The sequence below is a fragment of the Halomonas sp. genome (assembly GCF_034520545.1).
In the GTDB taxonomy this organism is placed as follows: Bacteria; Pseudomonadota; Gammaproteobacteria; order Pseudomonadales; family Halomonadaceae; genus Halomonas.
Genome location: NZ_JAXHNN010000005.1, coordinates 16849 through 41821 on the forward strand (window position 1 = coordinate 16849; position 24973 = coordinate 41821).

Below are 24973 nucleotides of genomic sequence, written 5' to 3' on the forward strand. Positions count from 1 at the left end.
GGTAGTCACCAGCCGGCAAGGCATTTGGGCGCCGGATGCTGTGCTGGCGCTGCGAGCCTGCCATTATAGTGAATCGCCCGCCCCATCCGCTACAATGCGGGTCATTACAGTGGCGGCGACCTCGCCGCCCCGGCTCAAGGAGAATCCCGCATGCCGGTGACCCTGCAACAGGTCGATCAGGCCGCCTGGGAAGCGGATGCCCAGGTACGCCTCGACCTCGCGCGCATCTATGCCGACGCTCCTGCCGAGCGCCTGCCGGTGGCCGTCGATGATTTCATTCGTGACCACCTCGCGAGTGGCCATCTGTTCTGCTGCGCTCGCTTCAACGATCGTCTGCTGGGGGCTGTCGCAGTTATCCCCGATCAGCACGCCTGGTGGTTGTCGAATCTCTGCGTGCGCAAGACGACCCGACGTCGTGGCGTCGGGTCACGGTTGTTGGCGTTGGTCAGTGAGGTTGCCTATGGCGAAGGTCGTCGCCTCTATGCCGCTTCATCCCAGTTGCCGGTGGCCGACCAGATGCTGCTCACCCGTCTCGGCTATCGGCTCACGAAGGATGGTGATTACTTCGAGCTCGACCTGCCACTACGGGGAGGCCAGCGATGAGACGTCTGCTGCGAACCCTGCTCGCCGCGATCGGCGTGCTCGGCCTGGTGATGGTCGGCGCCGTGGTATATGTCACCACCTTCTTCGATCCCAATGACCTCAAGCCGCGGCTGGTCGAGGTGGTGCGCGAATACAGCGGGCTGGAATTGAGCCTGGATGGTCCCCTCTCCTGGTCCTTCTACCCCCGCCTGGGGGTGGGCGTGGAGAAGGCAGAGGCCCGCCTGCCGGATCAGGCAGATGACTCGACGCCCTTTGCCGCCTTCTCCCACGCCGAGGTAAGTCTCGCCTTCACGCCGCTGCTGCGCGGCGAGATCGCCATCGACGGCCTGACCCTCGAGGGCCTTTACCTCGACCTGCAGCGCGACGCTCAGGGTGAGGGCAACTGGGAGGTACTGCTCGAGAGGCTGAGTGAGAGTAGCGAAGAGGCCGAGGCCGCCCTGGCTCCGGCAAGCGCAGGGCCCAACCCCGACACAGGCCTCTCCGTAGCGCTCAACGTCGCCAGCGTGCAGGTCCAGGACGGTGAGGTGCGCTTCCGCGATGCCCTGAGCGACCGCGAGCTGCTCCTCGAGAACCTTCAGGTCAGCGGCACCAACGTCAATCCCGGGCGGGCCTTCCCGATCGCATCCTCCTTCCGGCTGAGGGCCCACGAGGGCCTAGACTGGCAGGAGCAGGAGCGTGAGCCGCGTCTGATCAGTGAAATCTCCATGGAGGGCCGGGTGGATCTAGGCCTCGCAGAGGGCCGTCACATGCTGGAGGGGCTGAGCCTGGCGACGGTCAACCGCTTCCATGGAATCGACGGCGAGCAGGAGGTCAATCTCAAGGGCGCCGAGCTGGTGGTGAACGTCGGTGAAGGCAGCCTCCAGTTGAACGAAGGGAAGCTCGACGCCAGTCTGAAACATCCGCGCCTGGGCGAAAAGGTACTGCCGCTGTCGCTCGCCTTCACCCTGGACGCCGACCTCGACGAGCAGAGCGCCCACCTCCGTGACATGGCGCTCACCGGCCCCGACGCTCTGACGCTCAGCGGCAACCTCAACCTCCGCAACCTCACCGAGGCACCGGTTTACACTGGCCAGCTGCGCATGGCGCCGCTGTCGCTGCGGCCCTGGCTGGCGCGGCTCGACATGATGCCGACCATGGCCGATGGCGAGGCGCTCTCCGACGTGGCACTGACCAGCCCCGTCAGCGGCGATCTCGAGCGCTTCGAGTTCCCCGGCCTGACTTTGGTGCTGGATGGTAGCACCTTCACCGGCCGCCTGGCGGGACAATACGATGGTGAACAGCTCGCCGCCGACCTGCAGGGTGACAAGCTCGACGTGGACGGCTATCTACCGCCGCCGGGGGTGGAAGACGACACCGCCTCGCTGTGGAGCCTGCTCGCCATCCGCCGAGTCCATGCCGCCGAGTCGGATGCCTTGTTGCCGGCACAGTGGTTGTCTGCGCTCACCCTCGATGCCCATCTAGCCCTGGGTGAGATGCGCCTGGCGGGGATGGATTTCTTTGACGTCGACCTGACTCTCGAAGGGCGCGATGGGCGCCATCGCCTGGTCGCTTTCGAGTCACGCTTCCACGATGGCCGGCTGGCCGCCAATGGTGCTCTCGACCTGCGCGAGACGCCTGCCCGCTGGCAGCTATCGCCCAAGGTCGAGCGGGTGCGCCTGGAGTCGCTGCTCGAGGCCCTCGGCAATGAGCCCGCGCCCCTGAGCGGCCGCTTCAGCAGTGAGGGTGAGCTTGCCACCCGTGGCAATACCCTGATGGATCTCAGACGCCACCTGGGCGGTGAGCTTTCTACCCGCATCGAAGAGGGTGCGATTCCTGGCGTCAACATCTCCCGGGAACTTTGCACCACGGTCGCCGCTCTGGAGGGCGAAGAGCTCAATCGAGAATGGCGCGACGAGACTCGCTTCGAGCACATCCGTGCCACCCTGCGGCTGAACGAAGGTGCCGCCAGGAGCGACGATCTGCTGGTCACGCTGCCTGGCATGGAGGTGGGTGGCAAGGGCGAACTGGACCTGGTCAGCGAGCAGTTCGATCTGCGTGCCGCGCTGCGCCTGGTCGATGTCGAGAATGCCCCCTGCGAGGTAAACCCTCGCCTCGAGCGGGTGCCGCTGCCGGTGCGCTGCGAGGGGCAACTGGGCGGCAACAGTGCCGATTGGTGCCGCTTCGACCGCCAGGCCTTCCAGGACACCCTGGCCGAGTTGCTGCGCAACGAACTATCGCAGCGTGCCGGCGAAGAGGTTGAGAAGCGCCTCGAGGGTGCCGCAGGAAAGATCGACGAACGCATCGGTGTGGAAGCCGGAAAGGAACTTCGCGACGCCCTGAAGGGTCTATTCGATTGAGCAACACGTACGACCAGTCCCTGCGCCGACCTCCCCAGTCGGCGCTTTTTTGCGCGCAGTGAGAGCCCCATGACGGACATGCCGCCAGCCATTCTGCCGCCGGAGCGCTTCCAGCAGCGACTGCTCGCCTGGTTCGACGAGCACGGCCGCCATGATCTGCCCTGGCAGCAGCAGCGTAGCTCCTACCGAATCTGGGTCTCGGAGATCATGCTGCAACAGACCCAGGTGGCCACGGTGATCCCCTATTTCGAGCGTTTCATGGCGCGCTTTCCCGACGTGGCGTCACTGGCGGCGGCCGATCAGGATGAGGTGCTGCACCTTTGGACCGGGCTTGGTTACTACGCCCGGGGGCGAAACCTTCATAAGGCTGCCCGGGTGGTGATCGATGAGCATGGGGGGGAAATTCCCGTCCACAGTCTCTATGAGATGATAGCCCTGCCCGGCATCGGGCGCTCCACGGCCGGAGCGATCATCGCTCAGAGCACCGGGCGGCGAGCGGTGATCCTCGACGGCAACGTCAAGCGGGTCCTCACGCGACTGCACGCCGTGGAGGGCTGGCCGGGACGGCCGGCAGTGGAACGCCGGCTGTGGGTTCTGGCCGAGCATTACACGCCCGATGAGCGTCTGGTTGACTTCACTCAGGCGATGATGGACCTGGGCGCGACCCTCTGCCGGCGCGGCAGCCCCGACTGTGGTCGCTGCCCCTTCGAGGCGGTCTGCGTGGCCCACGCCCGCGGCGAGGAGAAACGCTTCCCCGAGTCCAAGCCGAGGAAGGCCCTGCCCACGCGCACCACCGTGATGCTGCTCCTGCAGGACGGTGAGGGGCGCGTGCTGCTCGAAAAGCGTCCTTCCAGCGGCCTGTGGGGCGGGCTCTGGGGCCTGCCCCAGTTCGACGATGGCGAGGCGCTGCAGGCCTGGCTGGACGCCCGGGCACCGGGCAGCGAGCTCGAGCCCGCCTGGACGCCCTTCATTCATGTCTTCAGCCACTTCCGCCTCGAGATCACCCCGCAGCCGGCGCGCATCGACCGGCTGGACTCGGTGGGCGAGGCGCGCTGCTGGTACGATCCCACTGAGCCCGCCAGTATCGGCCTGGCGGCACCGGTCAAGGCGCTGCTGGCGTCGCTGATGCCCTTCGCGCTGACCACCGCCGCCGGGCCCTGACCCCCGCACGAGGAGAGACCCCGATGAGCCAGACCGTCTTCTGCCGCAAGTACCAGAAGGAAATGGACGCCCTGCCGTTCCCGCCGCTGCCCGGCAAGAAGGGCCAGGAGATCCAGGCCAGCGTCTCCCGACAGGCCTGGGAGGAGTGGCAGGCGCTGCAGACCCGCCTGATCAACGAGAAGCACCTCAACATGCTCGACGCCGCCTCGCGGGAGTACCTGATGGAGCAGATGGAGCGCTTCCTCGACAATCGCGAGACCGACCAGGCCGAGGGCTATGTACCCCGGGGCGAGTAGCCCCCGCGTGTCGCCGATCCCCGGCCATCTTTCTGAAACGGAAGGGGTTGACGGAAACGGCCCGCTGGGGTTTAATACGCACCGTTGGCAGCGGCCAGATAGCTCAGTCGGTAGAGCAGGGGATTGAAAATCCCCGTGTCGGCGGTTCGATTCCGTCTCTGGCCACCAATCTGCTGGGGTATAGCCAAGTGGTAAGGCACCGGTTTTTGGTATCGGCATTCCCAGGTTCGAATCCTGGTACCCCAGCCACGCCAACCCTGTTTCCGATTCTGTAACTCGAGTCGGTTCCCGAGCCGGCATAGCTCAGTTGGTAGAGCAACTGACTTGTAATCAGTAGGTCGCGGGTTCGACTCCTGCTGCCGGCACCAATCAAGTATCGGGAAGTTCTCGGCCAGACGTCCAGAATGCAATGAGTTGCAGCACAAAGAGGCCACCCGTCGAGGTGGCTTTTTTTGGTTGTCCCTTTAATCAATTGCAGGCTTCACCATCTGGCATCACGAGTCCTCTTCGCCAGGGCGCTAGCGTGAGTGATTAGCCACGCCGGCATGCTGGATCCATGTTGTCGCTGGAGTAGACTGGTAATCCTGTCGCCTGGTCGCGGCGGCGATCACCGGAAGGAGAACAACCGCCATGCGCTTCGTGCCCCGTTTCACCGATGGCCAGCCGTTCCCCGAGCCCCTGGGCAAGATCGTCTGCGTCGGCCGCAACTATGCCGACCATGCCCGGGAGCTGGACAACCCGGTGCCCAGCGAGCCTTTGCTGTTCATCAAGCCGTCAACTGCTGCCGTAACGCTGGAGCAGCCGGTCGATGCGCCCTTCTCACGGGGTGAGGTGCATTACGAGACGGAGCTGGCGCTGCTGATCGGTGAGGAGCTCTCCCACGTCACGGCAGACGAGGCCGAGCGGGGTATCGTTGGCATCGGACTGGCCCTGGATCTGACCCTGCGTGACGTCCAGTCGCGACTCAAGGAGAAGGGGCATCCCTGGGAGATCGCCAAGGCTTTTGATGGTGCCTGCCCGATTTCTTCTTTCCTGCCGCTTTCGCAGGTGCCCAACTGGAGTGGTATCTCCTTCTCCCTGAAAGTGGACGGTGAGTCACGCCAGCACGGTGAAGGGGCGGACATGCTCTTCCCGGTGGCGACCCTGGTGGCGGAGATGAGCCGCCATTTCACTCTGCAACCGGGGGATGTGGTGCTCACCGGCACCCCGGCCGGCGTGGGGCCGCTGGAGCGTGGCACGACGCTGCACTTCACCCTCACCGGCGGGCTGGAGGTCACCACCCGCGTGGTGGAGTAGTGGCACCACTCCTAGCTGTGGCGCTAGGTGCTTGTCCGGCGACAGACCTTCGAGGGGGTGCTGTGAACCCCCTCTTCGATCGGTCCCTGGCGCTCCTTCGCGCCAAACATCTAGCGTGCTCACTCCAGATAGGTATAGCCGTCCAGGCCATCCGATAGGTCGTCGAGGAAGGCCTGCTGTTCAGCCTGCTCCAGGCCGCTGCGTGCGAGCTGTTCGGCCAGCCGCTCGCGAAGGGCGGCGACGTCGAAGTTGACGTAGCCGAGCACGTCGGAAACTCGGTCTCCCTGCTGGATCTGGCTGATCGACCAGCGGCCGTTGCTATCCAGGGCGGCATCCGCCGAGTCGGTGTCGCCGAACAGGTTGTGCAGATCGCCGAGAATCTCCTGATAGGCGCCCACCATGAAGAAGCCGATCAGTTTTTCGTCACCTTCCTGCCATTCCGGCAGCGGCAGAGTGGTCTCCACGCCCTGGCCATCCACATAGCCATCGATGCGCCCGTCCGAGTCGCAGGTGATATCCTGGATGACGCCGCGACGTACCGGCTCGCGGTCGAGGCCGGTCAGCGGTAGTACCGGGAAAATCTGCTGGATCCCCCAGACGTCGGGCACCGACTGAAAGAGCGAGAAATTGACAAAGAGCTTGTCGGCGAGCTTCTCGGCCAGTTCGTCGTCGATCTCGCGGTGGGCACGATTACGCGTATCGAGCCGCGCTCGTAACCGGGCGCAGGCGGCGAAGTAGACGCCTTCACCCTCGGCCCGGGCGGTGATGTCGGTGAGACCCATCACGAAGCGCTCATGGAGTTCGCCCATGGCCTGTACCAGGTCGTGCCAGCCCTCCACCAGGCCGCGCGGCTCGGCCTGCTCGTGCAGCAGGTCATGGACGCGCCACAGCTCATCCACCTGTGGGTCGCCCGCGACCCGGCGCGGGGGCGCCTCGTCGCCGATGCGCTCCTCACCGATCACGTTGGTGATCAGCACCGCATGGTGAGCGGTGAGTGCTCGGCCCGACTCGCTGATCAGGTGGGGCTGGGGCAGATCGAGCTCCTGACAGGCCAGGCGGAAGGCGTATACCACGTTACGCGCGTATTCCAGCATGGAGTAGTTGGCGGAGCAGAAGCTTCGCGAGCGGGTGCCCTCGTAGTCGACGCCCAGGCCGCCTCCCACGTCCACGGTGTCGACCGGGGCGCCGAGTTCCACCAGGCTCTGGTAGAAGCGCGCACATTCGCGCAGGCCGCGCTGGATGTCGCGAATATTGGCGATCTGCGAGCCCAGGTGGAAATGAACCAGCTGCAGGCTGGCCAGGGCATCGGCCTCGCTCAGCTGGTCCACCACGGCGAGAACCTGGCTCGCGGTCAGGCCGAACTTGGATTTCTCACCACCGGTGTTCTGCCAGCGGCCGCGCCCCACCGTGGCCAGGCGGGCGCGCAGGCCGATGCGGGGCGTGACGCCAATGCGTTCGGCTTCCTCGAGGATCAACGGCAGCTCCGAGAGCTTCTCCACCACCAGGTAGACCCGATGACCGAGCTTTTCGCCCATCAGCGCCAGGCGGACGTATTCGCGATCCTTGTAGCCGTTGCAGACGATCAGCGAGGGACCATCGCCGGAGAGTGCCAATACGGCGAGCAGCTCCGGCTTGCTGCCGGCCTCGAGTCCCACCCGGCCGTGGCCGCGCTCCTGGGTGCCGAGTATCTCTTCTACCACTCGACGTTGCTGATTGACCTTGATCGGGTAGACGGCGGTGTAACCGCCACAGAAGTCCTCCTCCTGCATGGCGGTATCGAAGGCGGCACACAGCTGTTCGACCCGGTCGTGGAGGATGTCGGTGAAGCGCACCAGAACCGGCAAGCGCAGCCCGGCCTCGCGTAGTTCGGCCACCAGGTCGTTCAGTGGCAGGGCCGGGCCCTCGGCCTCGCTGCCCAGCGGGCGCACCAGGGCGTGGCCGGTATTGTTGACGTCGAAGTAGCCACTGCCCCACTGATCGATGTTCCAGGTGCGTCGCGCACGCTGTGCCGGGACAGCGGCACTGCTCTTGGGCTGGCTCATTCGCTCACCTCGGGCAGCGGCAGGGCGCCGTGTTCCAGGCGCGCCTTGAGAATGGTACGGAACTGTTCGGGGTCATGCGGAGTTAGATCGTGGGCCGGCGGGTCCACGTAGATCACCAGCAGCCTTGAGAGCCAGTAGCGCAGCGCGGTCAGGCGCAGCATCATCGGCCAGGCATTGTGCTCGGCAGCCGTCAGCGGGCGGCGCGCGAGATAGGCCGCGAGGATGGCATCGTGGCGCGCGGCATCCAGGCGGCCGTCGGGTCCGCTGGCCCAGTCGTTGATGACGATGGCCAGGTCAAACAGCAGGTCACCGGTACAGCCGTTGTAGAAGTCGATCAGCCCACCCAGGCGGTCGCCATGGAAGAGGGTGTTGTCCCGAAAGAGATCACCGTGAATCGCGCCCTGGGGTAAGTCGGGAGCGTTGCCGAATAACTCCTGGTAGATTTCCACCTCGTCCTTCATCAGTGCCTGGTCCTGCGGTGAGAGATAGACCAGCACCTTGTGGTGCATGGGCAGCAGCCAATGCAGGTCCCGCGGGTTGGGTCGATGGCCCGGAAAGTGCCGGGAGACTACGTGCATGCGTCCGAGGGTGTCGCCGAGCTCACGGCACTGCGCCAGGTTCGGGTCGAGGGGAGACTTGCCCGGCAATTTGGGAAACAGCAGTGCCGGCTTGCCGGCCAGGGTGTGCAAGGCGATGCCGTCACGGTCGTGCAGCGGCCCCGGCACCGGTAGGCGGTGTTCGTCCAGGTAGTCGAGCAGCTCGACGAAGAACGGCAGTTCCTCGTGTTCGCCCTGCTCGAACAGGGTCAGCACCAGCTCGCGTCTGTCGGTGGTGACGAAGAAGGTGGTGTTCTCGGTGCCGGCGGGTACTCCCTCGAGTGAGACCAGTGAGCCGGCATCGAAGCGGCTGAGGAACTCGACGACCTGAGGTTCGGTAAGCGGTGTGAATACGGCCATGTGTCTCTCGCCCGGGAAATGCCAAGCCGCCTATTGTAGCGATTTGGCACACCGATGCACGCGCCTCTGCCGCGGCAGAGGCCCTGCCGGAGCCGGGAGTCGTAAGGAGGTGGCAGCAGGTTTAGAAGGTCTTCAAGATCCACTGGGGAACGGCGATGCGGTCGCCCTCCCGGCGCTCGAAGTCGCCGTCGCCGTCGTGGTCGACGAGAAAGTAGGAGGGACCGGAGGAGGGGCGGATCTCGATGGCATAAAGCTCGCCGTTGACGCGGTACTCGCGGATGGTGCGCTCCTCCTCCTGACGGATGGTGATATCCGGCTCGAGGTCGGCGGAGGACTGTGCCAGTGCGCCGCCAACGTTGACCACGGCCAGGGCGAGCGCCAGCAGCAGGGCGCTGATCGAGTATCTCCGGATTTTCTTCATGATGACCTCCATGGCCGCACGGGGGGGAAGCGGGGTTACCTACAGTGTAGGGGCTTGTAGCCGCCCGACCTACCGTCCACGGCAAAAGGTGGCGGCAATGCGTATCATGGATGATCAGGATCACCTTACGCCACGCTTCAATGGATACCCTACATGGCCGATACGCCCATCGTTCTCGTCGACGGTTCCTCCTACCTGTACCGCGCCTTCCACGCCCTGCCGCCGCTGACCACCTCCGACGGCCAGCCCACCGGCGCGATCAAGGGTGTGCTCAACATGCTCAAGCGGCTGATCAAGGACTATCCCGACAGCCCCATGGCGGTGGTCTTCGACGCCCCGGGCAAGACTTTCCGCGACGAGCTTTTCGAGCAGTACAAGGCCCACCGGCCACCGATGCCCGATGACCTGCGCTCCCAGGTGCAGCCGCTACACGATTGCGTGGAGGCGCTGGGCCTGCCGTTGCTGTGCATCGAGGGGGTGGAGGCCGACGACGTCATCGGCACACTGGCTCACCAGGCTACCGAAGCCGGCCGCGATGCGGTGATTTCCACCGGCGACAAGGACATGGCCCAACTGGTCAACGAGCACATCACCCTCGTCAATACCATGAAGGACGAGACGCTGGACGTCGACGGCGTGAAGGAGAAGTTCGGGCTTCCCCCAGAGCTGATCATCGACTTCCTGGCCCTGATGGGCGACAAGGTCGACAACATTCCCGGCGTGCCGGGGGTCGGCGAGAAGACCGCACTGGGCCTGCTGCAGGGTATGGACGGTGGGCTCGAGACCCTCTATGACGATCTGGAGAAGATCAAGGAGCTGGGCTTCCGCGGCGCCAAGACGTTGCCCAAGAAGCTCGAGGAGCACCGCGACCAGGCCTTCCTTTCGTACCAACTGGCCACCATCAAGACTGACTGTGAGCTGCAGGTAGGGCTCGATGACCTGGACATCGCACATCCCGACCGCGAGGCGCTGCTCGAGCTCTATCGTCGCCTGGAGTTCAAGCAGTGGCTCGCCGAGCTGCTCGAGGGCAAGGACGAAGGGGTCGACGACGCAGGCGGTACACCGGTGTCGGTCGAGGACGGCGGGGCGACAAGCTCGGGCAGCCCCGCCGACCGTGAGGACCATGTCATCTTCACCCAGGCCGATCTCGACACCTGGCTCGAACGACTCACGGCGAGTGACACTTTCTGCTTCGACCTGGAGACCACCAGTCTGAACTACATGAAGGCACAGGTGGTCGGTGTGGGGCTGTCGCTGGAAGCGGGCGAGGCGGCCTATATTCCGCTGGCCCATGACTATCTCGACGCTCCCGAGCAGCTCGACCGCGAGGAGGTGCTTGAGGCCTTGCGTCCCCTCTGGGAGGGCGATGATCGAACCAAGGTTGGCCAGAACCTCAAGTATGACATCTCGGTGCTGGCCAACTACGGCATCGAGGTGGTCGGGCCCCTGGAGGACACCATGCTGGAGTCCTATGTGCTCGACTCCACGGCGACCCGCCACGACATGGATTCCCTGGCCCTGAAGTATCTGGGTGAGAAAACCATCTCCTTCGAAGAGATCGCTGGCAAGGGCGCCAAGCAGCTCACCTTTAATCAGGTGGCCCTGGAGCAGGCTGCTCCCTACGCCTGCGAGGATGTCGACATCACCCTGCGCCTGCACCAGGAGCTGCGTCCCCGCGTCGAGGCCGAAGGTCGGCTCGCCGAGGTGCTCGAGGAGATCGAACTGCCGCTGATATCGGTGCTGTCGCGCATGGAGCGCACCGGGGTGGCGCTGGACCCCGAGCGGCTTCACACCCAGAGCCGCGAGCTCGAGGCGCGCATCCGCGAGCTGGAGGCCAGGGCCTTCGAGCTTGCTGGTCGCGAGTTCAACCTCGGCTCCCCCAAGCAGCTCGGCCAGATCCTCTTCGAGGAGCAGAAGATCCCGGTGATCAAGAAGACCCCCAAGGGGGCGCCCTCTACCGCGGAGGCGGTGCTCGAGGAGCTGGCGCTGGACTACCCGCTGCCCAAGGTGATCATGGAGCACCGCGGACTCGCCAAGCTCAAGTCCACCTACACCGACAAGCTGCCACGGCTGGTCAACAAGGCCACCGGGCGGCTGCACACCAGCTACCACCAGGCGGTCACCGCCACCGGCCGGCTGTCGTCATCGGATCCCAACCTGCAGAACATCCCCATTCGCACCGAGGAGGGGCGCAAGATCCGCCAGGCCTTTATCGCCCGGCCAGGCTACCGGATCGTCGCTGCTGACTACTCGCAGATCGAGCTGCGCATCATGGCCCACCTCTCCGGCGACAAGGGGCTGCTCGAGGCCTTCTCAGAGGGCCGCGACATCCACGCCGCCACTGCCGCCGAGGTGTTCGGGGTGGCGCTGTCCAAGGTCTCGTCCGACCAGCGGCGCAGCGCCAAGGCCATCAACTTCGGGCTGATCTACGGCATGAGTGCCTGGGGCCTGGGTCGGCAGCTGCACATCGAGCGCGGCCAGGCGCAGACCTACATCGACCGCTACTTTGACCGCTACCCCGGCGTGGCTCGCTACATGGAACGCATCCGTGCCCAGGCAGCGGAGGATGGCTATGTGGAGACGGTCTTCGGCCGGCGTCTTTACCTGCCGGAGATCCATTCGCAGAACCGGGCCCGCCGCCAGGGGGCCGAGCGCACCGCCATCAACGCTCCCATGCAGGGTACCGCGGCGGACATCATCAAGCGGGCGATGATCGACGTCGATGCCTGGCTCTCGGGCGAGGACTTCGATGCGGTGATGGTGATGCAGGTCCACGACGAGCTGGTCTTCGAGGTCAAGAAAGGCCAGGTCGAGGCCTTCATCGAGGAGGTGAAGGGACGCATGGAAGGGGCCGCCCAGCTGGATGTGGCGCTTACCGTCGAGGCCGAGAGTGGGGCGAACTGGGACGAGGCGCACTGACCATGAAAACGCCACCGCGGCTGCGGTGGCGTTTTCGTCCGGAGGGCTGGCCTGAAGGCTTACCGCCAGCCGACGCGATCGAAGATCCGCACGGCTTCCGGATTGTTCTCACCCAGGACGCTGATGTTGACATCGTCCTTGTTGAAGTTGCCCCAGGACTCGAGGATCGGATCCTTCTTGATGCCCTCGACCACCGGGAACTCGTTGTTGCCGGATGCGAAGATCTCCTGGGCCTCGTCGGAGGCGAGGAACTCCAGGAAACGGACGGCATTTTCCGGGTTGGGAGCGCCGTCGACGACGCCAGCGCCACCGACGTTGACGTGGGTGCCGCGGCCATCCTGGTTGGGGAAGAGAATGCCGACCTTGCGGGCCGCCTCGCGATCCGCGTTGTCCTCGGACTTGAGCAGACGAACGTAGTAGTAGTGGTTGGCTACGGCGAGGTCGCAAACGCCGCTGGCCACGCCGCGGATTTGGTCGGTGTCACCGCCTTCCGGGTCGCGTGCCATGTTGTTGACCACGCCTTGCGCCCATGCTTCGGCCTCTTCCTCGCCATGGTGTTCGATCAGCGAGGCTAGCAGCGACTGGTTGTAGATGTTGTTTGACGAGCGAATGCAGATGCTGTCGTCAAATTCAAGACTGGCCAGGTCTTCGTAGGTATCGATCTCGCTGGGATCGAAGTTGTCCCGGTTGTAGAAGATGACGCGGGCACGCTGACTGAAACCGAACCATTTGCCCTCCGGATGACGCATGGCGTCGGGAAGGCGCTCGGCCAATACCTCGGATTCAATGCCCTGGAAGATGCCTTCCTGCTCGGCACGCCACAGGCGGCCGGCGTCCACGGTCATCATCACATCGGCGGGGCTGGCCACACCTTCGCGCTTGATGCGCTCGATGAGCTGATCGGAGTCGCCCTCCAGCAAGTTGACTTCGATGCCGGTCTCTTCGGTGAACGCTTTATAGATTTGTTCATCGGAGTCGTAGTGGCGGGCGGAGTAGAGGTTGATCTCCTCGGCGGCAGCACTGGTAGCCATGGCAGAGCCGGCCATGGCGACAGCGAGCGGGAGAGCGAGACGCGCGTGCTTGATCATCGGAAACCTCGTGTACGATCCTTAGTGAATGATAATACGTTGCATTTTTACCCTTTTTATTGAAGACTGTCTTTCTCGAGCCGTCAAGCCCTCCTTCTGTTGATCTTGAGCATATAGGTAATTGATCAGTCAGCCATAATCGGGAAATAAAGAAAAAGAAAGGGAATGCGAATAAATTTCAAACGTGTTTACCGGCTATCTCAGGTATGCTAGGCGGCACTGTTTACATTCCGACCCAACCGCCGTGATCCTATGACTCGCAAACACAACCCAGCGCACGTCGAACACTCCTCACCTTGCACCGGTCAGGTGCTGTCGATGCAGGATGTCCACCATGCCTTCGGCAAGCTCGAGGTGGTAAAGGGTATCGACCTGAGCGTGGCGCCCAGCGAGGTGGTGTGCCTGCTCGGGCCCTCCGGCTGCGGCAAGACGACGCTACTGCGTATCGCCGCGGGGCTCGAGGTCCTGCAGCGCGGGCGCGTGACCCTCAACGGCGGCGAGATTGCCGTGCCGCGCGGGCGCCACGTGCCGCCGGAGAAGCGCAACGTGGGGCTGGCGTTCCAGGATTCGGCCCTCTTTCCGCACCTCTCGGTACTAGAGAACGTTACCTTCGGCCTCAAGAGCGAGCCCCCCCGGCAGCGGCGCCGACGCGCGCTGGCGCTGCTCGAGCAGCTGGGCATGGCAAGCTACGCCGATGTCTACCCGCACATGCTCTCCGGTGGCCAGCAGCAGCGCGTGGCCCTGGCGCGGGCGCTGGCGCCCGCGCCGCAGCTGATGCTGCTCGACGAGCCCTTCTCGAGTCTCGATGCACGCCTGCGCGACCGGATTCGCGATGACACCCTGCACGTGCTGAAGAAGGTGGGGGCCGCCACCTTGCTGGTAACCCACGACCCGGAAGAGGCCATGTTCATGGCCGACCGCATCGCCTTGATGCGTGACGGGCGCATCGTGCAGACGGGCACGCCTCGCGAGCTCTACTGCGCGCCTTGCGATCCTTTCGTGGTGTCTTTCTTCGGCGAGGTGAACGAACTGTCCGGCGAGGTGCGCCATGGCCGCGTGCAGACCCCGGTGGGGCCGGTGGAGGCCGGCTGGCTGGCCGAGGGGAGCCAGGCCCGGGTGATGATCCGTCCCGAGGCGCTGCGCATTACCGAGCGTGATGCTCCCCCTGTGCAACACCGCTACAGCCACGTGATCATGGCCAAGCTGCTGGGACGCAGCAGCCTGCTGCACATCTGCGCCCACGGCGAGGATGGCCGTGAGGCTCACCTTCACGCCCGCGTGCCGGGGGTCTTTCTGCCCGCCGAGGGTCAGCCGGTGGATATCCACCTCGATCTGTCCCAGGTGTTCGTCTTTCCCTCAAGCGCTGTCGGAGCCGGGCCGGGAGCGGCGCATGGCGATGCTGAGCAGGATCACCGGGACTATGCCCACAGCCACGATAGCCAATGAGGCCGTGGACGCCTCGGCGAGGCGCTCGTCCGAGGCCAGGTTATGGGCCCGTACCGCCAGGGTGTCGAAATTGAAGGGGCGCAGGATAATGGTGGCCGGCAGCTCCTTCATGACGTCCACGAACACCAGAATGCCTGCCGCGAGCAGGCTGCCGCGCATCATCGGCGTGTGAACGCGTCGCAGGGTGCCGCCGGCCGTCTGACCCAGCGTCCGCGAGGCGGCGTCCATGGTCGGTGTCACCTTGCCTAGGCTGGCTTCCACGGCGTTGAACGAGACCGCCAAAAAGCGCACGACATAGGCGTAGACGAGTATGAACGCCGAGCCGCTGAAGATCAGCCCGATGATCACCCCGTAGTGTTCGTGCAACCAGCTATTGACGGCGTTATCCAGCCAGGCGAAGGGGATCAGGATGCCCACCGCGACGACCGAGCCCGGAATGGCATAGCCCATAGCGGCTATTCGCGTGGCGAGTCGGGTCACGGGGCGGTCATCGATGCGCACGCCGTAACTCAGTATCACCGCCAGGCCTACCGCGATCACGGCCGCGATGGCGGCGAGTGCCAGGCTGTTCCAGGCGAAGTCGAGAAAGCGCGTCCCTAGCAGAGTGTCGCCCTGCTGGATGGCGAGCTGGCCGAGAATGGCGCTGGGGATCAAAAAGCCGATCACTACCGGCAGGGCGCAGGCCATGGAGGCACCAGCGGCGCGCCAGCCATGCAGCGGGTATTCGGGAAGTTGCTGGTAGCGGCTGGTGGTGTGGAAGTAGCGGCGCTTGCCGCGCGAGGCGCGCTCGATCAGCACCAGAGCAATTACGAACGCCAACAGGCAGGCCGCCAACTGGGCAGCTGCGACCGGTTCGCCGAGACCGAACCAGGTGCGATAGATGCCGGTGGTGAAGGTGTCGACACCGAAGAACTGCACTGCCCCGAACTCGTTGAGGGTCTCCATCAATACCAGCGAGACGCCGCCGACTATGGCCGGGCGCGCCAGCGGCACCGCCACGCTGGCAAACAGCCGCCACGGACCGCGCCCCAGGGTACGCCCCACGTCCAGCACGCACACCGACTGCTCGAGAAAGGCGGCGCGCGCCAGCAGGTAGACGTACGGATAGAGCACCAGGGTGATCAGCGTGGCCGCGCCACCCAGGGAGCGGACGCTGGGGAAGTAGTAGTCGCCGTAGCTCCAGCCGAACAGCTCTCGCAGCCAGGACTGCAGGGGCCCGGCAACCTGTAGGAAGTCGGTGTAGGCATAGGCGATCACATAGGTGGGCACGGCCAACGGCAACAGCAGGGCCCACTCGAAGAGCCGCTTGCCCGGGAAGCGACACATCACCACCAACCAGGCTGTCCCGGTACCGATCACCAGGGTGCCGATGCCCACCGTGACCACCAGAAACAGGGTGTTGCTCAGGTAGCGTGGCAGTACCGTGCTGGCGAGGTGCTGCCACACGCCACCGGTGGGCATGACGATATGCGCCAGTACGGCCAGCACCGGCACTGCCACGACAAGGGCCACGGCGAGGATCAGCAATGTCCAGGGGGTGAAGCGATGCGAGAGTCGACGCGACAGGGCGGACAGCCCGCTGTGGGCGGATCGTGACAAGCGAGGACTCCTTGCGAAGGCAGAGTTTCGGACACGCGAATGCGAGGCCGTAACGGCTGCAAATGGTATCAGTTGCCGTCAGGCTCTGCAGCCGGTCGGCGGTGATCCATGTCAAGTCCCGATGCAAGACGCCCGCCGCTGGATGAGCGGCGGGCGCCTGGTGTTGCCGCGGCAGGTGCTACGCGTTTACTACCCCAGCAGCATCGATGGCAGGCCAAGGATCAGCGATGGGAAGAACGCCATCAGCAGGCAGGCCAGCACGATAATGGCGACGAAGGGAATCACCGCCTTGTAGAGGTCGACGATTTCAACGCCAGGTGGTGCCACCCCCTTGAGGTAGAAGAGCGCATAGCCGAAGGGCGGGGTGAGGAAGGAGGTCTGCAGCACCACGGCGACCATCACCACGAACCACAGTACGTCGATGCCCATGTTCTCGACAATCGGCAGCATGATCGGGAAGCTCAGCAGCACGATGCCTGTCCAGTCCAGGAACATGCCCAAGATGAACACCAGGAAGAGCATCAGGATCAGCGCCCCGGTCGTCCCGCCCGGCATCGCCATGACGACCTCATGGATCACCTGCATGCCGCCTCCGATGGAGAAGACACCGGTAAAGGCGGTGGCGCCGACCAGCACCAGCATCACCATGGTGGTGGTCTTGCTGGCTTCGATCAGTGTGTGGTAGCAGGTGGTGATCCTTCGGTCGCCGAAGATCAGAAACAGCAGGAAGGCGATGGTCACGCCGATCGCCGAAGCTTCGGTGGCGGTGGCGATGCCGGTGAACAGCGAGCCCAGCACGCCGAGGATCAGCGACATGGGCGGCAGCACGTACTTGGCCAGCATCATCAGCAGTTCACCAGTGCTTGTCTCGGCGCGCTCTGCCGCCGGCACTTTCGGGCCGTATGAGGGTTTGACGTGGCAGATGATCAGCACATAGAGGGCATACATCACACCGAGCATCAGGCCCGGCACCAGGGCGCCGGCGAACAGCGCGCCCACCGAGACCGGCGAGTAGCTGGCCATCAGGATCAGCATGATGCTCGGCGGGATCAGGATGCCCAGGCAGCCGCTGGCCATGATCACCCCGGTGCTGAGTTCCTTGTTGTAGCCGTACTTGAGCATCGGCACCAGGGCGATCATGCCCATCACCGCGATCGAAGCGCCGACGATGCCGGTGGTGGCAGCCAGCAGCACCGAGACCACCACCACGGTCAGTGCCAGGCCACCGCGCAGGTTGGCCAGCAGCAGGCGCATGGTGTCGAACATCTTCTCGGTGACGCCCGAGTCGTTGAGAAAACGTGCCATCAGGATGAACAGCGGGATGGCTACCAGGACGTAGTTGTCCATGGCGTTGCCGTAGATGTTGTTGATCAGGATACCCAGCGTATTGGCACCCGGGCCGAGCCAGGCCCCGAGAACGGCCATACCGCCCAGCACGAAGGCCAGCGGATGGCCCATGAACAGGCCGACCAGCAGCCCGCCGAACATGAACAGGGTGAGCATTTCGGCACTCATTTGGCCTCCTCCTCGCGCAGTTGCTGGATGGCCCGGATGACGATGGCAACGGCCTGCAGCAAGATCAGGAAGGCGGCGATGACGATTACCGCCTTCACCGGGTAGACGGGGACGGCAACCATGCCGTAAGTGGTTTCGCCGCGGCTGAAGGAGCGCTGGAAGAAGTCCCAGCCCAGGGTCAGCAGCATCCAGATGAAGGGTACGAAGAAGACCAGGTAGCCCAGGATTTCGAGGGCGGCCTGCTTGCGGCGCGAGAGCAACCGCTTGAGGACGTCGACCTCCACGTGGGCGTGGTGGCGCAGCCCGTAGGCGGCCATCAGCATGAAGTGGACGCCGAACAGCATCTTGGTGACATCGAAGGCCCAGTCACTGGGGCGGCCGATGAAGAAGCGCATGGCGATGTCGTAGATCACGATCAGCGTGATAACGGCGAGCAGCGGGGCGATCAGACGACCGAAGGCCTCGTTGAGGGCATCGATGGCCTTGGCAATGGCGTTCATGAGCGGGGATCTCGTGAATCAGTGGGAACATGACGTCAAGCCGGCCGGCGACGATCAGCCGCTGGCCAGCCGGCAGGCCCTCCCGGGAGGAGGGCCCTGGCGAAGCCTTACATGCAGGCTTCGATCTCTTCCAGTGAAGGCAGGTTGTCGGTGACGCGGCTCATGTTGTAGGGAACGGAAATATCCCGCCAGTTGGCGTAATGCTCCAGGTAGCTGATCATGGAGTGGTAGACCTTGGCGTGCATCGGGTCCTCGCAGGCGCCCTGGACGATCACCTGGTTGGTGATTTCCTGAATCTCGGCCAGATCCTCCTCGGAGAGCTGGTTGATCTCGGTGCCGTCCTCGAGGAATTTCACCGTGCCCTCGGTGGACTCGCGCTCTGACCAGGCCAGCGACCAGGCCATGGTGGCCTGTGCCGCGATCTTCAGTTTTTCCTGGGCCTCCTCGGAGAGAGCATCCCAGGCATCCTGGTTGATCATCACACCGAACACGCTGGCGGACTGGTGCCAGCCCGGCACGGACCAGTAGTCGGCGACTTCGGAGAAGCCGGCCTTGTAATCCACGCCCGGGGTGGAGAACTCGGCACCGTCGACCACGCCACGCTCGATGGCCTGATAGATCTCGCCACCGGCCAGGGTGACCTGGGAGCCACCGAGCTGCTCGAGCACGCGTCCCTGGTCTCGGCCGGAGAGACGCAGGCGCTTGCCGTCCAGGTCGGCAATGCTCTCGATGGGCGTATTGCCGCGGAAGCCGGACTCGTTGTTCGTGATGCCGTAGGGCAGGTAGACCATGTTGTACTGGCCGTAGACTTCCTGATAGAGCTCGAAGCCGCCCCACTGGTTGATCCAGTTCAGGTAGTCGACGCCGTTGAACAGGCTGGTGGTGGTGGCCAGAGGCGAGAAGGCCGAGCTATAGCCCGCCCAGTAGCCGGGCCAGTCGCCGGCAGCCTCGATGCTGCCGGTCTGGGTGGCATCGAAGACCTCGGTGCCGGGCATCAGGGTGCCGCCGGCACGGAAGTTGATCTGCACCTCGTCACCGGCGAGCTTGTTGACCAGCTCTGCCCAGTGGCGGTCGATCTGGATCAGGTCCAGGTTGTCCGGCCAGGTGGTGGTCATGGTCCACTGTTCCTGGGCCTGGGCGGTCGAACTCATGGCAGCGAGGGCAACGCCCGCTGCCAGCCCGGTGAGGGCGAATTTGGTCATTTTCTTCATTGAGGTGCTCCCTTCGTGGGTTGTTCTACTTGTCGAGAAGTCGATGGAAGTCGGCCGTGGGTGCTGGTGAGTAGCCGCCTGCACTACGGGCGGGTCTGACCATCCGCGCAACTCGGCAACAGCAAACAAGCTAGCATGAGGCAGCGGACATACTCGACTGAGCTCGTAGCCGCCCAGGCTTCCTGGCCAGGGCTTGCCCGGCCCTCGAAAAATAATGGATAAGTTCTTTTTAATCAACAAGATAAAACGATTGTATGGCATCCGAATTGCACTGCCTGAACGACTGGCAGCGTTGAAAGGTCGCGCACCCTTAGACCAAAGTTGAAATCCTGAAGGAGCCTTTAATGACCCGCGACCGTTTCGCTTCCCTGCAGGATATCCGGCACCGGCTGGGCCAACACCGCTGGCGTGGTCTGGTCTGGTTGAGCGGTACCTCCGATGCCTGCCGTCGGGAGGCCCTGGCCCTGTGGCAGGCAGATGCCTGGTCGTTGCCGCTGTGGGTCGCCGCCGAGCCTGGCGAGGGCATCGAAACATCGAACTGGTTGCCGGCCTCGAAGGCTCGCACGCGCCTGGGTGGCGAACAGGACCTGGTGGTGCTCGATGCTGTTTCCGCAGCGAGCGGTTTCGATCCCGAGGCCTTCGGTGCGCTGTCCGGCACATTGCGGGCCGGTGGCCTGCTGGTGCTGATGACCCCGCCTGACTGGGGCACGCGCCCTGATGCCGACTACCGACGTCTGGCCGAGCACCCCTGGCGAGCCGAGCAGCTCAGCGCTCGCTATCTGGCCCGGCTTGCTCGGCTGCTGCGTGCCGACGCGCGCGTGATCCGCTGGACGGCGGGGGAGGTGCCGCTGGGTCTGTCCCTGCCCGAAATGCCGCCACCAGAGAGGGCACCTAGCACCGAGGACCCGGACTGCCTGAGCCGCGACCAGGCCGAGGCGGTGGCAAGGCTTACTCGGCTACGTCGCCGGCGGCCCCTGGTGCTGACCGCCGATCGCGGGCGCGGCAAGACGGCGGCGCTGGGCATCGCCTGCGCGCGCCTGCTGGCGGCGGGGGAAATGGAGATCCTGGTTACGGCACCCCGCCCTTCGGCCGTGGCAGGGCTCTTCGAGCGCCTGGCGGCCCTTTGCCCCGCGGGAAAGCGGCGCGGCAATGTCTTCGAGACGGGAGAAGGGCGGGTTGCTTTCCTGCCCCCCGATGCACTGGCCGAGCAGGGCGAGGTCGGCGGGCCCGGCCGGCTACTGCTGGTCGACGAGGCGGCGGCGATCCCCGCGCCGCTGCTGGGTCAGTGGCTAGAGGTGTTTCCGCGCATCGCCTTTGCCACCACCATCCATGGCTACGAGGGGTCCGGGCGTGGTTTCGCGCTACGCTTCCGCGAGCGGCTCGCGCGCCAGACCCCCGACTGGCGGGAGTGCCACCTGGCTGAACCGATCCGCTGGGCCGTGGGCGACCCGCTGGAGGCCCTGACCTCGCGCCTGTTGATGCTGGATGCCGAGCCCACGGCCTGCGTTGACGCCGGAGGAGAGCCGACCCTTCGACGCCTGGACCGCGATGCTTTGTCCCGTGACGAGCCGCGGCTGCGCGCGCTTTTCGGCCTGCTGGTTCAGGCCCACTACCGAACCACGCCTGCCGACCTGCGTCACCTGCTGGATGGTCCGGGCGTTGCGCTTACCGACCTCGAGGCCGGACCGGCTCTGCAGGGTGTCGTGGTGAGCGGCGACGAGGGAGGCTTCGAGGCTGACCTCGCTGAGCAGGTGGCGCGGGGCAAGCGGCGCCCGCGGGGCCATCTGCTGGCCCAGTCTCTGGCCGCCCACGCCGGTGAGCGCGAGGCGCTGACTGCCCATCTGCGGCGGGTGTTGCGCATCGCCGTGCCGGTCGAGCAGCGCCGCCACGGGATGGGACGGCGGCTGATCGAGGCCGAGGTTGCTCGCGCCCGTCACGATGGCGTCGACCTGCTGGGGGCGAGCTTCGGCGCCGAGGCAGGGCTGCAGTCTTTCTGGCAGGCAGCAGGCTTTCGGGCGGTTCGACTGGGGCTGACTCGGGAGACGGCCACCGGCGAGCATGCGCTGATGGTGGTGCGGCCCACTGGCCCGAGGGGAGAGCGGCTCGCCGAGCGCTTACTGATACGTTTCCACCGTCAACTGCCAGGACTGCTGGCCTTCGAGCTGTCCGAGCTGGAGCCGGCGGTAGTGGTGGCCCTGCTCGCCGAGGTACCTGCCGCGCCCCTTGCCGATGAGGATCGCCGCGACCTCGGTGACGTGGCCTTTGGTCATCGCCAGCCCGCCTTGGCTCGCCCGGCGATTCAGGCGCTGGTGAGGTGTCGTGCGGGTGAGGCGAGTCTGGCGGGCCGCCAGGACGAGGCGCTGGCGCTGCTTGCCGCCTGGGCCTTCCAGGGGCGAGAGGCGGCCTGGCTAGTGACGCGCCTTGGCGTATCGGGAAAGCGAGGCGTGATGGCCTGGCTGCGTGAGGTCGTGGCAGGCCTTCTCGGCACCGAGCGTGGGGTTTCCTCGGGCGAGACCGGCCGGTAGAGTTTCCGGGTCAATCGCGAGACAGAACCGCCATGAATGCACATCTCGAGCAGCTCTCCCCCCGTCCCCTGTGGCGACACTTTCGCACCTTATGCAATACGCCGCGCCCTTCCGGCCACGAGGCCACCCTGGTAGCGATCCTTGAGGGCTGGGCCGACGGCCTGGGGCTGGCCCATGACCGCGACGCCTTCGGTAACCTGCGCATCCGCAAGGCCGCCACTTCCGGTTTCGAGTCGGCGCCGGGGGTGATCCTGCAGGGCCACCTGGACATGGTGGCTCAGGCCAATGCCGACCATCCCCACGACTTCACTCAAGATCCCATCGAGACTCGGATAGGCGACGACGGCTGGCTCCATGCCCGCCATACCACCCTGGGCGCCGATAACGGCCTCGGGGTGGCAGCGGCGCTGGCGCTTCTCGAGGACGAGACTCTGGTGCACGGTCCGCTGGAAGCGCTCTTCACCCTGGAGGAGGAGTCCTCCATGGGCGGGGCCCTCAACCTGGCCGAAGGCTGGCTCGAGGGACGCCTGCTGCTCAATCTGGATTCCGAGGATCGCGGCCAGGTCTATATCGGCTGCGCCGGCGGGGCCGACGTCATCGTCGAGGCGCAGTTGCCCAGGTCACCCCTGGTGCAGGAAGAGCAGGCGCTGCGGCTGTCGCTGACCGGACTCTCCGGCGGGCATTCGGGCATCGATATCCACAAGGGGCGCGGCAACGCCAATCGGTTGCTGGTGCGGGCACTGCGGGCGCTGGAGCCCTTCGGCGCGCGTTTGGTCGACTACCGTGGCGGCACCCTGCGCAATGCCCTGCCGCGGGAGGCTTTCGCCACCCTGGCGCTGCCGGACGACCAGCGGGCGACCGCCCAGGAGCGGGTAGCAGCACTGGAGGACGAGCTGCGCGCCGAACTGGCCGGAGTCGACGAGGGGCTTATTCTGACGCTTACGCCATTGGATACCAGGCCGGTTGAGGCGCTGACCGAGCAGGCCAGCCAGCTGCTGGTGCGTGCCCTGCACGTGGCGCCCTGCGGCGTCGAGCGCATGAGCATCGCGGTGCTGGGTGTAGTGGAGACCTCCAACAATCTGGGCGTGGTCAGCCTGGAAGAGGGGCGCTTTCACCTCTGCGCCCTGGTGCGCTCGCTGCACGATACCGCCGCCGCGGAGCTTGCCGACCGCTTCCGGGCGCTGTTCGAGCTGATCGGGGCGCGCACCCGGGTCGAGAATGCCTATCCGGGCTGGACGCCGAACCCGGATAGCCCGCTGCTGGCGCGCTTCTGCCGCCTTCATCGCGAACGGTTGGGCAATGACCCCGAGGTCAAGGTGATCCACGCCGGCCTCGAGTGCGGCATCCTCGGCGGCAAGTACCCCCAGCTGGACATGATCTCCTTCGGCCCGCTGATCCGCGGCGCCCACTCCCCCGACGAGCGGGTGGAGCTGGATTCCGTGGCGGAGTTCTGGGACCTGCTGCGCGCCCTGGTCGAGGACCTGGCAAGAGGCTAGCGGCGTGTCCGCACCCGCCGCGGTTGTCACCATGGTGCATGGTTCGGGAGTGGCCAAGATGACTGAACTGCTGCAGGAGGCAATACCTGCCTGGGTAGCCGGGGGGCTGACGGTGCTGCTGCTGGTGATGGCCTGGGCGGGGCTGTCCTGGCGCAGGCGCCTGGTCGCCGCTGAAGCACGACTCCTCGTCCGCGAGCGGGAGCGCACCGAGAGCGAGGCCCAGGTACGTCGGCTGGAGCAGGAGCTGGCCCACAGCGATGCGCAGCTGGATGGCAGTCGCGAACGCCTGGCGAACGTGGAGGCTGAGCTGGCCGATACACGCGACCGGCTGTCCGAGCGGCGCGAGCATGCCGCCCGGCTGGAGACCGAGCGCGAGCAGATGGCCCTGCGTCACCGTGAGCAGCTGGCCCTGCTGGAAGAGGCCCGAGAGCGTCTCAAGGAGGAGTTCCAACAGCTTGCCGGGCGCATCTTCGAGGAGCGACAGCAGGCTTTCTCGGTGCAGAGTCGCGATAGCCTGGAGACCCTGCTGCGACCCTTCCGCGAGCAGGTCGACCAGTTCCGACGCCGGGTCGAGGAGCTGCATGGCCAGCAGAGTCGAGACAGTGGCTCCCTCAAGGCCCAACTCGAACAGCTCGCCGGGCTCAATGCCCGCCTCGGCGAGGAGGCCGCGGGCCTCGCTCGAGCCCTAAAGGGGGACCAGAAAGCGCAGGGCCACTGGGGCGAACTGATGCTCGAGACCGTGCTGGAGCGCAGCGGTCTGCGCCGGGATATCGAGTACCGCCGTGAGGTCTCGTTGCAGGGGGATCAGGGGCGCCAGCGCCCGGATGCGGTGATCTACCTGCCCGACGACCGCCACTTGATCGTCGATGCCAAGGTATCGCTGGTGGCCTGGACCCGGGTGGTCAACGCAGAGGACGAGGTCGAGCGCGAGACGGCCATGAAGGCCCACCTGCAGTCGCTGCGCGGCCATGTCGCCAGCCTCTCGGGCAAGGACTACCCGGCGCTCCCGGGGCTCAATTCGCCGGACTTCGTGTTCCTCTTCGTGCCGGTGGAGCCGGCCTTCGCCGCCGCCTTCGAGCGCGATCCCACGCTCTTTCAGGAGGCCTTCGACCGTCAGGTGGTGGTGGTCACTCCGACCACCCTGCTGGCCAGCCTGCGTACCGTGGCAGGCCTGTGGAGCCTGGAGCGCCAGAACGAGAACGCACGCCTGATCGGTGAGCGAGCCGAGAAGCTGCTAGCCAAGTTCTCCGGCTTCGTCGAGAGTCTCGAGGAGGTCGGCCGCCACCTGGATCGAGCCGGCGACAGTCATCGCCGGGCCATGGCGCGGCTCTCCAGCGGACAGGGCAGCCTGATCGCCCAGGCCACCGAGCTGCAGCGCCTGGGGGTGCGCATGAAGAAGCCGTTGTCGACGGGGCTGGTGCGCGCCGCCGGGGGTGAAGACGAGCCGGAGGACAAGGCGACGAATGGCGCCTAAGTCATGGACCGACTGAATCGGCCTCTTCGACGGATCCTTTCGACCGGAAAAGGAACGACGAAGCCGCCCCGGTGGGCGGCTTCGTGTGC

Annotated in this window: 18 protein-coding genes and 3 tRNA genes; 13 read left to right on the forward strand and 8 right to left on the reverse strand. The window is 65.4% G+C overall.

Annotated features, from left to right (window positions below):
* Window positions 1–150: 150 nt before the first annotated feature.
* The 8 genes from U5L98_RS04395 to U5L98_RS04430 all read left to right on the forward strand — a co-directional run bounded on the left by U5L98_RS04395 (window position 151) and on the right by U5L98_RS04430 (window position 5692).
* Complete coding sequence (locus U5L98_RS04395; RefSeq protein ID WP_322557132.1) at window positions 151–603, forward strand: acetyl-CoA sensor PanZ family protein; 453 nt, start codon at window positions 151–153, stop codon at window positions 601–603.
* Window positions 600–2939 carry an AsmA family protein gene (locus U5L98_RS04400; RefSeq protein WP_322557133.1) on the forward strand — a complete coding sequence of 780 codons (2340 nt, stop codon included), beginning with the start codon at window positions 600–602 and terminating at the stop codon, window positions 2937–2939. The genes U5L98_RS04395 and U5L98_RS04400 overlap by 4 nt, the downstream gene beginning before the upstream one ends.
* 69 nt (window positions 2940–3008) lie before the next feature.
* Window positions 3009–4100, forward strand: a complete 1092-nt coding sequence (mutY, locus tag U5L98_RS04405) for an A/G-specific adenine glycosylase (protein ID WP_322557134.1) — start codon at window positions 3009–3011, stop codon at window positions 4098–4100.
* A gap of 23 nt (window positions 4101–4123) precedes the next feature.
* Window positions 4124–4396 carry an oxidative damage protection protein gene (locus U5L98_RS04410; protein WP_250063664.1) on the forward strand — a complete coding sequence of 91 codons (273 nt, stop codon included), beginning with the start codon at window positions 4124–4126 and terminating at the stop codon, window positions 4394–4396.
* A gap of 92 nt (window positions 4397–4488) precedes the next feature.
* Window positions 4489–4564, forward strand: a tRNA-Phe gene (locus U5L98_RS04415).
* A 6-nt stretch (window positions 4565–4570) separates the two neighbouring features.
* Window positions 4571–4645, forward strand: a tRNA-Gln gene (locus tag U5L98_RS04420).
* Between the two features lie 43 nt (window positions 4646–4688).
* A tRNA-Thr gene (locus tag U5L98_RS04425) sits at window positions 4689–4764 on the forward strand.
* Window positions 4765–5026: 262 nt separating this feature from the next.
* The gene (locus U5L98_RS04430; RefSeq protein ID WP_322557135.1) at window positions 5027–5692 is read left to right on the forward strand and encodes a fumarylacetoacetate hydrolase family protein; all 666 of its coding nucleotides are present in this window, start codon (window positions 5027–5029) and stop codon (window positions 5690–5692) included.
* 119 nt (window positions 5693–5811) lie between these two features.
* On the opposite strand, the gene speA is transcribed toward U5L98_RS04430, so the two are convergent.
* The 3 genes from speA to U5L98_RS04445 form a co-directional block, all read right to left on the reverse strand.
* A complete protein-coding gene (gene speA / locus U5L98_RS04435) occupies window positions 5812–7734 on the reverse strand; it encodes a biosynthetic arginine decarboxylase (RefSeq protein WP_322557136.1) in 1923 nt (640 codons plus the stop codon).
* Window positions 7731–8690 (reverse strand): homoserine kinase, encoded by a 960-nt coding sequence (locus U5L98_RS04440; protein ID WP_322557137.1) that lies wholly within the window; start codon window positions 8688–8690, stop codon window positions 7731–7733. The genes speA and U5L98_RS04440 overlap by 4 nt, the downstream gene beginning before the upstream one ends.
* A 121-nt stretch (window positions 8691–8811) precedes the next feature.
* A complete protein-coding gene (locus U5L98_RS04445) occupies window positions 8812–9111 on the reverse strand; it encodes a DUF2782 domain-containing protein (protein ID WP_322557138.1) in 300 nt (99 codons plus the stop codon).
* Between the two features lie 153 nt (window positions 9112–9264).
* Here U5L98_RS04445 and polA point away from each other — a divergent pair, with 153 nt between their 5' ends.
* Window positions 9265–12030: a DNA polymerase I gene (gene polA, locus U5L98_RS04450; protein ID WP_322557139.1), complete on the forward strand. Its 2766-nt coding sequence runs from the start codon at window positions 9265–9267 to the stop codon at window positions 12028–12030.
* 59 nt (window positions 12031–12089) lie between these two features.
* Here polA and U5L98_RS04455 read toward each other — a convergent pair whose 3' ends face one another.
* A complete protein-coding gene (locus tag U5L98_RS04455) occupies window positions 12090–13118 on the reverse strand; it encodes a Fe(3+) ABC transporter substrate-binding protein (protein WP_322557140.1) in 1029 nt (342 codons plus the stop codon).
* Between the two features lie 318 nt (window positions 13119–13436).
* Between U5L98_RS04455 and U5L98_RS04460 the strand changes: the two genes are divergently transcribed.
* Window positions 13437–14564 (forward strand): ABC transporter ATP-binding protein, encoded by a 1128-nt coding sequence (locus U5L98_RS04460; protein WP_322557141.1) that lies wholly within the window; start codon window positions 13437–13439, stop codon window positions 14562–14564.
* Here U5L98_RS04460 and U5L98_RS04465 read toward each other — a convergent pair.
* The 4 genes from U5L98_RS04465 to dctP all read right to left on the reverse strand — a co-directional run bounded on the left by U5L98_RS04465 (window position 14475) and on the right by dctP (window position 19389).
* Entirely contained in the window at window positions 14475–16130 is a 1656-nt protein-coding gene (locus tag U5L98_RS04465) for an ABC transporter permease (protein ID WP_416208172.1), read from the reverse strand. The genes U5L98_RS04460 and U5L98_RS04465 overlap by 90 nt on opposite strands.
* 222 nt (window positions 16131–16352) lie before the next feature.
* Window positions 16353–17678, reverse strand: coding sequence for a TRAP transporter large permease subunit (locus U5L98_RS04470; protein ID WP_322557143.1), 1326 nt, complete (start codon window positions 17676–17678; stop codon window positions 16353–16355).
* The gene (locus tag U5L98_RS04475; protein ID WP_322557144.1) at window positions 17675–18178 is read right to left on the reverse strand and encodes a TRAP transporter small permease subunit; all 504 of its coding nucleotides are present in this window, start codon (window positions 18176–18178) and stop codon (window positions 17675–17677) included. The genes U5L98_RS04470 and U5L98_RS04475 overlap by 4 nt, the downstream gene beginning before the upstream one ends.
* 107 nt (window positions 18179–18285) lie before the next feature.
* A complete protein-coding gene (dctP, locus tag U5L98_RS04480) occupies window positions 18286–19389 on the reverse strand; it encodes a TRAP transporter substrate-binding protein DctP (RefSeq protein WP_322557145.1) in 1104 nt (367 codons plus the stop codon).
* A 344-nt stretch (window positions 19390–19733) separates the two neighbouring features.
* On the opposite strand from dctP, the gene U5L98_RS04485 reads away from it, so the two are divergent.
* From U5L98_RS04485 to rmuC, 3 genes are read left to right on the forward strand one after another with little or no spacing between them, the layout of a single operon-like run.
* Window positions 19734–21914, forward strand: a complete 2181-nt coding sequence (locus U5L98_RS04485) for a tRNA(Met) cytidine acetyltransferase TmcA (protein WP_322557146.1) — start codon at window positions 19734–19736, stop codon at window positions 21912–21914.
* Between the two features lie 32 nt (window positions 21915–21946).
* Complete coding sequence (locus tag U5L98_RS04490; protein ID WP_322557147.1) at window positions 21947–23410, forward strand: aminoacyl-histidine dipeptidase; 1464 nt, start codon at window positions 21947–21949, stop codon at window positions 23408–23410.
* Window positions 23411–23468: 58 nt separating this feature from the next.
* Window positions 23469–24884, forward strand: a complete 1416-nt coding sequence (gene rmuC / locus U5L98_RS04495) for a DNA recombination protein RmuC (RefSeq protein WP_322557148.1) — start codon at window positions 23469–23471, stop codon at window positions 24882–24884.
* The last annotated feature ends 89 nt before the right edge of the window (window positions 24885–24973 follow it).